The sequence below is a fragment of the Mucilaginibacter aquariorum genome (genome assembly GCF_024498135.1).
GTDB classification, from domain to species: domain Bacteria; phylum Bacteroidota; class Bacteroidia; order Sphingobacteriales; family Sphingobacteriaceae; genus Mucilaginibacter; species Mucilaginibacter aquariorum.
This window is the reverse complement of the sequence record NZ_JANHOH010000007.1, coordinates 191045-203804: the sequence shown is the minus strand read 5'-3', so window position 1 is coordinate 203804 and position 12760 is coordinate 191045. Positions and strand designations below refer to the sequence as shown.

Here is a 12760-nt window from a genome sequence, read left to right as displayed (position 1 = left end):
ATTTACATGTACAAAAAACTCCTCCTGGCATTCGTGTCAATTATTGCCATCCAAACCGCTAAAGCACAAACAGAAAAAGGTAGCCAGATGCTGGGCGCTAGTTTTGGCTTCTCTACTACAAGTTCAAATACTAAAGCCCTTAACCCCAGTGATAACTCTTATGGACCAAATGTTCACGGGAAAACAAAATCATACAACATCGCTCCCAGTTACAGTTATTTTATCGCGGATAAATTAGATCTTGGAGTATCTGCAGGTTTTGGAGGCTCAAGTCAGAAATTCGCCGACATTCAAAATCAAAAATCACGTGGATTTAACAGTTCTATCTACCTAAGAAAATATTTTTTATATGATAATAAAATTGGGATCAGAACCGGCCCGTATCTTAGCTACGAGAGCATAACCCAGGAATACTCTTATAATCCTATTATTAAAACTCACAATGACATTTATGGTGGTGGGATTGGTTTAGATTTTATTTATTTCCCTGTAAAAAGATTAGGCCTTGCGGCCAGATTAGGCAGTGCAAATTATTATCATCAAAAAAGTGATGATAATACACAGGGCACATCTAACAGTTTCAATTTAGCCTTTGTTAACTCGTTAAGCCTTTCGGTTAACTACGTATTTGGTAAGTAAATTATAATAATTACTGTTTAAACGGTCAAATGCAGGATTTGCCGTCACTCGCTCAATTTTCAATCAAAAAACCTTACAAACAATTTATGTACAAAAAACTCCTTTTGGCATTCGTATCAATCGTTGCCATTCAAACCGCTAAAGCACAAACCGAAAAAGGCAGCCAGATGCTGGGCGTCAGCTTTGGTTTTTCAACATCAAGTTCAGATTATAAATCGTTAAACACCAACGATAACACCTATGGGGTCAATTCTCACGGAAAACAAACCTACTACAGTTTCGCGCCTAATTACAGTTATTTTATTGCAGATAAATTAGACATCGGGGTATCTGTAGGTTACGGGCAATCAAAGCAAGAGTATACTAACAGTAGCAATTGGCCATTGCAAAAGTCGCATGGCTTCAACAGTTCTATCTATTTAAGAAAATACTTTTTATATGATAACAAAATAGGTATCAGAACCGGCCCATATCTTACTTATGCAAATTCAAAACAAAGTTATTTAAACAGCGATTTCACGCCGGGTTACTACAGTAGTGAGAACGACATTTATAACGGAGGGATAGGTTTAGATTTTGTGTATTTCCCGATAAAAAGATTAGGGCTTTCAGCAGGAATGGGTAATATTAGTTACACACATCAAATTACTGATGGATACTCAAAAGGAACATCTAATAGTTTTGGTTTAAATTTCGCCAACTCGTTAAACCTTTCGGTTAACTACGTATTTGGCAAGTAGTATTCACCAATCAATAAAAAGCCTTAAGCTAAATACTTAAGGCTTTTTATTGATCTATTTAGCCATAAGCGTAGTAAAGCAACGTGCACCCAGTTTAAATGTGGCTTCGTGGTCGCTTACATCAATTTTCATTACCTGTTTCATCGCTTGTTTTTTATCGGTTACATAAACTACCAATTGCTTTACGGTAGATGGTAAGCCCTTTATATGCACCTGGCGGGCAGCCCCGTTGTTTACAATATGTAAAGTGTATTGGTTGCCGGTAGCGTTGCCTAACGCGGCGCATGAAATATCTTTTCTATCGGCAACAAACGGCCGGTGAAACAATCCCTCGGGTGTTGATGCTAACTGTTTCAGCTGCCAAAAACGCTGGGTAGGCTTCAATTCCGAATCATCACCAAAAATACCCCCGCCTGTTAACGGCGAATAATCGGCGGTGAGCTGCCATTGCAAAATAGAAAGGGGCTGGCATATGGCCAGCAAACGGGTGTACAAATTTATCTCTTCCAGCGCATACGATTGCTCCTCGAAATACGCCGGATACGCCCATGCTGCCGCATCAATGCTACCCTCGCCTACCAACAAGGGCACGTTAAGCTGTTTGGCAGCATCGGCCCATTTCTGTAGAGTTTCGGCACCCCAGCCACGCCACGAGTGAAAGGATACAGCGCCGATATAAGGCCTTGCTTCCGGGTCATTCATAGCCGGGTAAATAAATTTGTAAGTGGTAGCATCAGAGTTATCGCCCAGCAATAGTTTAGTTTTTAATCCTTTCGAAGCCATGTAAGCGCCAAGCCCTTTTATCAGTTCGGCATGTTCTTCACCCGTTTGGCGGATGTTGATGCCCAGGTCAGATTCATTAAAGGAAAAATACTTTACCTCTACGCCGTAATGCGCTTTCAGGTAAAGAATATAATCTGTAATCGATTTGTATATGGCGGGCATATTGGCCTTGTTTAAAGGGTTACCCCAAACGCCGGCCGGAGTTGGCCTGTATTGCAGTGGCCCCTCAACCGCCCATTGCGGCGGCGCCCATGCCGATAGAATAACCGGGATATTCATTTTCCCCAGCCTTTGCGCCATCTCCATCGATTTTTTAACATGGTCGTTTAACTTACCGCTATCCGCGGTGGCGGTTGGGTTGGTATTCATGTCGGGCTGCCAGTTTCTCCAGGGCATTTCAACCCGGCTCCAGGCAACGCGCAGGTTGCTAAGGCAATAATCAATAACCTGCGGGTCGGTTTTCATATTTTGCAGGCGAAAGTTACCGCCCAGTCCGGCAAAGGGGCTCCCCTGCACAGCAGTATCCAATTGCAATGTTGCCGGTGATCCATCCACCTGCCCGGATACCTTTATGGTATAGGTCTTCTCGAATACCTCACCCTTTTTAAGCGAACCAGATGCGATGGGCAAATAAAGCTGAATGTGGTTTTTTGCGCTGCTATCCTGCCGCAGAATTACGGCTGCCTCATTTAAGCTGATGCTGAATTTTTGGTTAGCTGCTGTATAAGTTATTCCTTTGGCGTAATCTGTTTGAAATCCGGTTTCGCCCCGTGGCCTAATCAGTTCTTCATTTACTTTATTTAGATCTACGGTGCTTGTGCCATAAATTTCTTTCGGTAGCCTTATACCTAAATAAATGCCTTTAATGGTGGTGTCTTTTCTTACTTCACATTTAATATTGACACTTATTTTTCCGCTGCCTATGTCTTTTACTGTTTCGGTAAAATACAGGCTATCAATATTGGTATTTACAATCTCGGTATCGCCGTTCCTTTTAAATTTGGGTTTCTGCATTTCCTTTGCTGTAGCCCTTACCTTCGACCAGTTTTCGCCAACCACGGCAAGGTTGGTATTAAACTCCATTAGCTGGCCTTTTATACGGATGCCGTTTAAGTTACCATAAGGCATCAATTCGGCCTGGGCAAATAGCTGCTTTGCCGGGATAAAGAAAAGTATAAAAAGGGCGAAGGTTAAAATCTTGTGTTTGCAGGTAGTAAGTGGTTTCATAATTGATATGATGTGCCCTAATATAACGCCTAATAAACAAGGGTGCAATAAATGCATTTTATGTATCAGAATTTGATAAAAAACTACCAAATAATGGTGCATGGCTAAACTGCAAAATTAACATTGAGGGAATAAATAATTTTTCCTTTAATTTATGCCTGCAAAATGAGCGAGCAATTATCCCCAAAAAAATTCCTTAATCTAACCGGCTACCAGTGGACTTGCATCCTATACGTTGCCGTAGCTATCTTCTGCTGGCAGCTTAAGTATTTCAGGCATATCGATAATAACTACCTCATATTTCGTACCTCCTTTTACCATTTCCGGGATCACGTTAACCTGTACTTGCACTATCCCAAAGAGTATTATGACGTGTACATATACGGGCCGGCATTTACAATACTTATAGCCCCCCTGGCATTGATGCCGGAATGGCTAGGTTTCTTTTTTTGGGAGGTAGGTAATGCCGCTATTTTTCTATGGGCCATCAACACCCTGCCTTTTAACAATCGCACCAAAACGGCTATCCTTTTGCTCTGCGCCATCGAGTTTGCCAACTCCAGCCACTACATGCAGTTCAACCCTACAATTGCAGCCATTATCATCCTTAGCTTTACGTTTGTAAGGCGAAAAAAGGCGTTTTGGAGCACTTTTTTTACCGTTTTTGGCGCGCTTATGAAGATCTATCCCATTGTTGGACTGGCATTTTTTGTGTTCTCTAAAAATAAAGTGCAATACATTATCTGGTCGTTTGTATGGCTGGTAATTTTGCTTTGCCTTCCGGCGATCATTTCCGGGCCGGAGTTTTTGATACAAACTTATAAGGATTGGTTTGCGGCGCTATCGTCCAAAAACCTAACTAACCAAAGCCTTACCACGGGTTTCGACTGGTGTATTATGGGTGTAACAAGGCGCTTGTTTCAGGACAGCTCTATTCCTAACTGGCCTTTTCTGCTAAGTGGTGCGGCAATATTTGGCGCATCGTTACTTAGGTTCAAGCAATACGTGTCTTTGAAGTTTCAGTTGCAGGTGATGTGCTCGTTATTGCTAATGGTGGTAATATTCAGCACGGCATCAGAGCATCCTACCTTTATTATAGCTACTGCAGGCGCAGTTATTTATATGATGATGCAGGAAAACCCATTTACGCCATTCAATATTGCAATGCTGGTACTGCTGCTGGTTGTAACGGGCTTAGGCCCTTCGGATGCGTTCCCGAAACCGGCGAGGATCTGGATGCAGAACTACGCAATAAAAGCCTACCCATGCATTATTATCTGGTTCAAAATAGCCTGGGAGCTCCTTTTCAAAGATTTTACTCACGATAAACTACCTTTAGAGGGACAACAACCTGTTGCCGCCTAAAAACATTCCGGAAAAAATTGATCTTGTACACAAACACAGTTTCAACTTGCTTGTTCAACTGTTATCTGCTGCAATAAAACTTGCAATAGATTATTACCAATAGCCCATACTATCCGTTTTATTCAAAAATTTCATGATAATATTATATTTTAATATAAATATTGCATTAATTATTCATATTTTTTCATAAATTACCAAATATTAATAATTATACAGGCAATTATACGCCTATAATAAATATTTTATGAGAAAAAGTTAACCTTTTAACACATTAACAGGAATTTATATGTACAAATCGCAACATTTTGAAAAATATAACTTAATAAACGGCGTATGGGACGAGATGTACAGCGAAAACAGTATAGTTCGGGATCATTATCAAAAAGTAATTGAATATTTAGCCAAAGAATCGCCGGATGACCTAAATAAAAAGGAAGAATTGGCTAAACGCCTGTTCATGACGCAGGGCATTACCTTTACCGTTTACAATAGCGGCGAAGGGATAGAAAAGATCTTCCCCTTTGATATTATCCCCCGTGTTATTACCGCCGCCGAGTGGGATTTTGTAGAGAAAGGCATCAAACAAAGGCTAACAGCGCTTAACCTTTTCCTTAAAGATATTTACCATAACCAGTTTATTGTAAAAGATGGTATTGTGCCGATAGATATCGTGTACTCCTGCCCGCATTTCCTGCGCGAGATGTACCAGTTGGATGTACCTTATGATGTTTATGTGCACATAGCTGGTATCGATCTGATCCGTGATTTCGACGGCACTTTTTATGTGCTGGAAGATAACCTGCGCACCCCCTCGGGCGTAAGTTATATGCTGGAAAACCGCGAGATAACCAAACGCTTATTCCCGGATCTGTTGCCAAATTGCGGTGTACGCAGCGTTACCGAATACCCGTCTATCCTGTATAAGAACCTGCTTTCGCTATCACCAAGGCAAATAAGCAACCCTACCATAGTTTTGCTTAGTCCTGGTATATATAATTCGGCCTACTTTGAGCATACCACGCTTGCCCGTTTAATGGGGGTTGAGCTTGTAGAAGGGCGCGACCTGGTAGTGAGCAACCACAAGGTTTACATGAAAACCACTACCGGCCTGCAGCAGGTTGATGTAATATACCGCCGTGTTGACGATGACTTTTTAGATCCGCTGGTATTTAACCCCAACAGTGTTTTAGGCGTGGCCGGCTTAATGGGAGCATATCGCAAAGGCAATGTTGCTATTGTAAACGCAATTGGAAATGGTGTGGCTGATGATAAAGCGACGTACATCTATGTGCCCGATATGATCAAGTATTACTTGAACGAGGAACCATTGCTTAAAAACGTACCAACACATCGTTTATCTAACGAGGATGAACGTGAATACGTTTTCAAGAACATTAATACCATGGTGGTTAAAAAAACCAACGAAAGCGGTGGCTATGGCATGCTGATGGGCCATGCATCAAGCGAGGAAGAGATTGAGAAATACAAACTGGAGATATTGAAAGACCCCAGGAACTTCATCGCGCAGCCAACTATTAGCCTATCGGCAGCGCCGTGTTATATACAGGGTGTATTACAACCACGACGCATAGATTTAAGGCCATACGCCCTTTGCGGACCGGATGGCATAGAGATAGTACCAGGCGGGCTAACCCGTGTTGCCTTAACCGAGGGTTCGCTGGTGGTGAATAGTTCGCAAGGCGGGGGTAGTAAGGATACGTGGGTGCTGTCTTAAGGAGTCAAGAAATTAGTATCAAGAAACAAGAGAAATCCGAAATAGGAATATATGTTAAGCAGGGTAGCAGCAAGTTTTTATTGGTTAAGCCGGTACATTGAACGTAGTGATGGTATTTTAAGAATGCTGAAAACCAACTATGCGTCGTCGCAAGATTCGGTGCAGGGCTTTACCTGGGAACCGGTGATCCGCATATTTTCGGGGCCGGATGAGGCGCTTATAGAAAAGCTGGGGAACGATAGTCGCGCGGTTTTAAAGTTTATGGTGATAGATAAAGAGAACTCAAATTCTATCCTCAACATTATTACCCTTGCCCGCGAAAACGCCCGTAGCGTTCAGGAACATATCCCAAAAGATCTGTGGCAATGTTTGAATGAATATTATCATGCCGTTAAAGAGCCTAAGATAGCCTCCGGACTTAAAAAGGACGACCCTATTGGCGTTTTAGATGTGCTGATAAAAGAGGTCATGCTTTATTATGGCACGGCAGAAATCACCATGGAGCGCGGGCAGGCCCGCAGCTTTATGAATATTGGCAAATACCTGGAACGCGCCATACAGTCGATAGATATATTGGATGTAAAATTTGGGCCGATAAATAACAATCCGGACCTGTTGCTTGATATCACTTATTGGAAACACCTACTGCTATCAATAGGTGGCTATGAGCTTTATCAGAAAACCTACCGCGATGGATTGGAGGCGCATAATGTAATTGAGCAGGTTATTCTGAACAATGACTTCCCGCGATCTGTTATATATTCGGTAAACAACATTCAGCGATATTTTGACAGGTTGAAAAACAACAGCAACGTGAACGATTACCGCGAGATATCATTTCAAATAGGTAAGCTGCAAAGCAATATTAAGTATAGTTCGGTTAAAAGCATAAGCCAGGTGGGATTGCACCAATATTTAACCAGCCTGCGCGAAGATCTGTATCGCATAGGCAACTCGCTTAACGAATATTACTTTGCAAATTCCTGATAATTTTAATCACCATGCCAGAATTTAAAATACAACATATCACTAAATACGCTTACGACGGCTTTGTACGTGATAGTGCCAACAAGATAATTTTATACCCCATTGTTGATGTTTACCAGGATGTTTTAAAACATGACCTTGCCATAAGCGGACATCCGCAGGTAGATACTTATATCGATTATTACGGCAACGAGGTAGGCAGCTTTACCTATACCGAACCACATAATTTAATGGTGATCAGTTCGCAGCTATCTATTATTACTCACCCGCGTCCTTTACCGCTCGATAACATTTTCTCGTCAGAGCAATGGAACGAGCTGTTTAACCTGCGCTATGTTGTCCCCTATATTGATTTTTTAAAACAGGAATACTTTGAGGGACTATGCGAACTACGGCCGGTAGTCGAAGCCGAACGCAAAGCGGAAGATACACCTTACCATACTGCGCTCAAGTTCTGCAAATACGTTTACAAAAACTTTGAGTACATAAAAGGCGTAACTACCGTGGAGACCACCCTCGACGAGATCTGGGGATTAAAGGCTGGCGTTTGCCAGGATTTTGCCCACTTGTTAATGGTAATGTTGCGTTTGGTTGGCATCCCGGCGCGTTATGTGAGTGGTTACATCTGCCCCAATAAAGATGGCATGCGTGGCGAGGGCGCAACACATGCCTGGGCCGAAGCTTATCTGCCCGGTTATGGCTGGTTAGGCATCGACCCTACAAATAATTGCATTGCCAATGAAAACCATGTGCGCCTGGCTGTAGGCCGTAACTTTTCTGACTGCTCGCCGGTTAAGGGGGTGTACAAGGGTGCAGCAGGTCACCGCCTGGAGGTATCCGTTTCTGTTGGTCACGAGGATGGACAAATTCATCAGGAAAAAGATATATTTACCGTTAATAATAATCATGTAAAACCTTCTGTAGTTGCATCGCGCAATAGCTATGCGAAGTACATGGAGATGATTCAGCAGCAACAACAGCAGCAATAGGTAAATATTAAAAGAATGACTTACTGTTTAGGAATAAAAGTTAAAGAGGGCTTAATAGCACTTGCCGATACACGCATCACATCGGGCACAGAAACTACGGTTAAAAAAAAGCTTACCACCGTACAAAAAGATGGTGGCGTTATGTTTATCATGACCAGCGGTTTAAGATCGGTACGTGATAAAGCCGTTGTTTACTTTCATGAACTGGTAGAAACACAAACCTTTGATAAACTTTACCAGGCGGTTAACGCTTTTGGGGCACAAGTGAGGCGCGTGGCTGAAGAAGACCGTGTAACACTTGAAAAAGCCGGCTTTAAATTTGATCTGAACACAATAATTGGCGGGCAGTTAAAGGGCGATGAAGAACATAAACTTTTCCTGCTTTACCCGGAAGGTAACTGGGTTGAGCTGGGACAGGGAGCCCCATTTGTAGCCATAGGTAATTCGGGCCATGGCAAAGCTATTTTAAACCGAACGATAGACGAAGATTCGAGCATGCATTTGGCTTTAAAAGCTGGTTTTTTATCTTTCGATTCTACAAGGGTGAGCAGTAACAACGTGGATTTTCCTATTGATATCGCGCTGTATAAAAAAGATACTTTTACATTGGTTGAACAGCGATACACACAAAAAGACATGGCCAGTGTTTCAACACAATGGGACGACGAATTAAAAGCTGCACTGGTAAATATACCGGGTGGGTGGATGGAAAAGGCGTTTTCAAAATTACCGGATGTAAAAGATGAAATTTAAAGTTTCGGCAGAGTTAGGATATGATGTGAAGGCGCCAAGCACTTTAATATTAAATGTACATGCACTGCGTACCGCACACCAAATCATACTGGACGAAAAACTAAGCATCGAGCCCTACATAAAGGCCGAAGAACTTCCCTCAACCAACGGCGAGAACCGTTTTGTACGATTGGATATCACCGATACCGGCACCGTTAACATAAAATACGAGGCCACGGTTGATAATTACTACGAAGTACGGGATTACCGCGATTTTCAGGAAGTACCCGTAAGTCAGTTTGACCCTGCTGTGTTAACCTACCTAAATCCAAGCCGTTATTGCCAGTCGGACAAGCTTTACCGTTTAGCCAATAATACCTTTGGTAACATTGATAATACCTATCGGCAGGTAGTTGCCGTTACCGAGTGGATCCACAAAAATGTGGAATACCTGAGCGGTTTCAGTAATTCCGAAACATCGGCTTATGATACCGTTACCCAACAAGCCGGCGTTTGCCGCGATTTTGCCCATTTGGGTATAGCACTTTGCCGTGCGCTTACCATACCCGCACGTTATTTTACAGGCTATGCTTATAAGCTTGTCCCCGCCGATTTTCATGCCTGTTTTGAAGCGTATTTAGGTGGCGAATGGATCTTGTTTGATGCCACCAAGCTTGCCCCATTAAATGGCCTTGTTAAAATAGCCACCGGCCGCGATGCCGCTGATGCCGCTATTGCCAGCATTTTTGGCGATGTATTTTGCACCCATGTAAAAGCTGATTGTCAAATGTTAAATGATGAGCCTTTTGAGCCGATCTATTATACCAAATCGGTTTTTGATGGGATAACGTATTTGTAATTGAGCCTTCTAAATGCCATGTTGAGCCTGTCGAACTATTAGCAAACAGGCAAATCCTCCGACAAGCTATCCATGACAATTGTTAGTAAACGGCGTGAGAAGTGTTCACGTTCACGGCCGTGAACACCATCGCTAACACATAAACAACTGATAATAAGCGACTTTAGAAATAGGCTACTGACGAAATAACGCCACCATTAAATCCAAACTTGGCACAGGGAAACTTGCAAGTAATATAGTCGGTCACGCTGCATGCCTCCGTAAGTTCTGTCATTGCAACTTCAAAGGCCACAGGATTTGATAACTCTGGATGACATCTTTTTGTAGCATCCTTGCCACATTTCACATCAAACTTTTGGCTTCGGGTTATTACGTTTATCTTTGCCTCGCAATGTCAGATAAAAAAGTAAGAGTCCGTTTTGCGCCAAGTCCAACAGGTGGTTTACACCTGGGTGGGGTGCGTACCGTTTTGTTTAATTACCTATTTGCTAAAAAACACAAAGGCGATTTTGTGCTGCGTATCGAAGATACCGACCAAAACCGCTATGTAGAGGGTGCCGAACAATACATATTAGATTGTTTAAAATGGTGCGGCATAACGCCGGATGAAAGCCCGGTTGTTGGTGGCCAGTATGCCCCATACCGCCAAAGCGAACGCAAACCTATCTACCGCCAATATGCCGAGAAGCTGGTAGCCGAAGGCCATGCTTATTATGCCTTTGATACCGCAGAAGACCTTGACAAAAAACGTAAAGAAGTTCCAAATTTCCAATACGGACTTGCAACCCGTAACGGCCTGCGCAATTCCCTGAGCCTGCCTTTGCAGGAAACTGAAAAACTACTGCATGATGGTACGCCACATGTTATCCGCATAAAAATGCCGGAAGGTGAAACCGTCAACTTTAATGATATGATACGTGGCCACGTTAGTTTTGAAACTAACCAGGTTGATGATAAGGTATTACTTAAAGCTGACGGTATGCCAACCTATCACTTAGCTGTGGTGGTTGACGACTATTTAATGAAGATAACACATGCTTTCCGCGGCGAAGAGTGGTTACCATCGGCACCGGTACATATCCTGCTTTGGGAGTATTTAGGTTGGAAAGCCGATATGCCAGAGTGGGCGCATTTGCCCTTGATTTTAAAACCAGACGGGCACGGAAAACTAAGCAAACGCGATGGCGCGCGCCTTGGCTTCCCAGTTTATGCCATGAACTGGTGGGATGCTAAAACTAACGAATTAACACCAGGTTTCCGCGAATTAGGCTTTTTGCCCGAAGCATTTTTAAACCTGCTGGCCATGCTGGGCTGGAATGATGGAACCGACCAGGAGATCTTCTCGCTGGATGAGATGATAGAGAAATTCTCTATCGAACGTATCAGTAAAGCAGGCGCTAAATTCGATTTCGAAAAAGCCAAATGGTATAATGCCGAGTGGATAAAACGTACCAATGCCGAAACGCTGAAGTTGAAGGTATGGGATATATTAAAGGCCAATAATGTTATTGTAAAAGACGAAGCTTATTTGCTTAAAGTTATAGATACCATTAAAGACCGCTGCGTTTTACTGACTGATTTTTATCAGCAAGCTGCATACTTTTTCCAACAGCCTGCCGAATATGACCTGAACGCAGTGAAACCAAAATGGACCGATGCTAAGACAGATTTCTTTAATGCTTTCATCGGCATACTAAGCAGTACCGAAACGTTTGACGCTGCCGAACTGGAAGCTAAATTTAAAGCACTTGCCGAAGAAAAAGGCTTAAAGGCTGGCGATGTAATGCTGCCTTTCCGTATCATGTTGGTGGGTGGCAAGTTTGGTCCTCATGTGTTTGATATAGCCAAACTATTGGGCGAAAGCGAAACCATAATAAGAATAGAGAAAGCGTTAGAAGCGTTTACAGCATAAATAACAATACGCCCATTCGAGCGTCTACGCTTGAATGATGATGAGGTAAGCGTCCACGCTTACAATAACGGCGGCGTAGACTCTGCCCATATTTAGAGTTCAAGTGAATACGCTTGAACTGGCGGTTAAACAACAAAGGCGCAATATTGCGCCTTTGTTGTTTACAATATTATCTCGTTACGCCTCCGTTATCACTTCTACTTCGGCCACGGGGCTAAACAGGTAAACTCTTCGGGTGCTTACTTCTATGCACTTATAACGTTTGCGCAATTTCTCTTCCTTACGGAACACGCGCCCATCCTTTAGCTTAAATAAAGCCTTTAGCGGCAGCTTCTCTACCGTATGCACCGATTCCTTAGGCGCATCGTATTTACGAAGCGAGCGGTACAGGGTAAGGTCAGAACAGCTTGATGCAGCAGGGTTATTCAAATAGCTGGTAATGGCATGCTTTACATCCGGGGGGAATACTTCCTTTTCAAAAAAAGGCTGCATCATCTTCTTAAAATTATTCTTCCACTCGGTGCCGTGTGGCTTGGCTTTATGCTTGTGCTCGTTCCAGGTATGCAGGTGCGCAAACTCATGTACTGTGGTTACCAAAAAAGCGTAAGGGTTAAGATCGAAATTTACAGATATGCGGTGCCCTTTACCGGAGTGCGGCGCACGGTAATCGCCAAACTTGCTGCCGCGGTTACGCGAAATTTTAAACTCACATTTAAAGTAATCTATCCAGCGGCCAATAAGCGGTGCCGCATCAGGGGGAAGATATTGTGCTAATACTTTTACTTTATCCAA

11 protein-coding genes are annotated in these 12760 nt (G+C 42.9%); 9 read left to right on the top strand and 2 right to left on the bottom strand.

From position 1 onward, the window contains the following. The first annotated feature begins 6 nt into the window (after positions 1-6). Positions 7-639 (top strand): hypothetical protein, encoded by a 633-nt coding sequence (locus NPE20_RS20855; protein ID WP_256540639.1) that lies wholly within the window; start codon positions 7-9, stop codon positions 637-639. 86 nt (positions 640-725) lie between these two features. Then, positions 726-1379, top strand: a complete 654-nt coding sequence (locus tag NPE20_RS20850; RefSeq protein ID WP_256540638.1) for a hypothetical protein — start codon at positions 726-728, stop codon at positions 1377-1379. Positions 1380-1433: 54 nt separating this feature from the next. Here the strand turns inward: NPE20_RS20850 and NPE20_RS20845 are convergent, their stop codons facing one another. Continuing rightward, on the bottom strand, positions 1434-3389 hold the full coding sequence (locus NPE20_RS20845; protein WP_256540637.1) for a glycoside hydrolase: 1956 nt from the start codon (positions 3387-3389) through the stop codon (positions 1434-1436). Positions 3390-3554: 165 nt separating this feature from the next. On the opposite strand from NPE20_RS20845, the gene NPE20_RS20840 reads away from it, so the two are divergent. The 7 genes from NPE20_RS20840 (at position 3555) to gltX (ending at position 11968) form a co-directional block, all read left to right on the top strand. Next, entirely contained in the window at positions 3555-4754 is a 1200-nt protein-coding gene (locus NPE20_RS20840) for a glycosyltransferase family 87 protein (RefSeq protein ID WP_256540636.1), read from the top strand. 286 nt (positions 4755-5040) lie between these two features. Next, complete coding sequence (locus tag NPE20_RS20835; RefSeq protein ID WP_256540635.1) at positions 5041-6489, top strand: circularly permuted type 2 ATP-grasp protein; 1449 nt, start codon at positions 5041-5043, stop codon at positions 6487-6489. A 51-nt stretch (positions 6490-6540) separates the two neighbouring features. Continuing rightward, on the top strand, positions 6541-7476 hold the full coding sequence (locus NPE20_RS20830) for an alpha-E domain-containing protein (RefSeq protein ID WP_256540634.1): 936 nt from the start codon (positions 6541-6543) through the stop codon (positions 7474-7476). 14 nt (positions 7477-7490) lie between these two features. Then, positions 7491-8465, top strand: coding sequence for a transglutaminase family protein (locus tag NPE20_RS20825; RefSeq protein ID WP_256540633.1), 975 nt, complete (start codon positions 7491-7493; stop codon positions 8463-8465). Positions 8466-8480: 15 nt separating this feature from the next. Further along, positions 8481-9218: a proteasome-type protease gene (locus NPE20_RS20820; protein WP_256540632.1), complete on the top strand. Its 738-nt coding sequence runs from the start codon at positions 8481-8483 to the stop codon at positions 9216-9218. Further along, on the top strand, positions 9208-10056 hold the full coding sequence (locus NPE20_RS20815) for a transglutaminase-like domain-containing protein (RefSeq protein ID WP_256540631.1): 849 nt from the start codon (positions 9208-9210) through the stop codon (positions 10054-10056). Before NPE20_RS20820 ends, NPE20_RS20815 begins: the two co-directional genes overlap by 11 nt. Before the next feature lie 391 nt (positions 10057-10447). Further along, entirely contained in the window at positions 10448-11968 is a 1521-nt protein-coding gene (gene gltX, locus NPE20_RS20810; protein WP_256540630.1) for a glutamate--tRNA ligase, read from the top strand. Between the two features lie 177 nt (positions 11969-12145). Here gltX and NPE20_RS20805 read toward each other — a convergent pair whose 3' ends face one another. Next, positions 12146-12760: a SprT-like domain-containing protein gene (locus tag NPE20_RS20805; RefSeq protein ID WP_256540629.1), complete on the bottom strand. Its 615-nt coding sequence runs from the start codon at positions 12758-12760 to the stop codon at positions 12146-12148.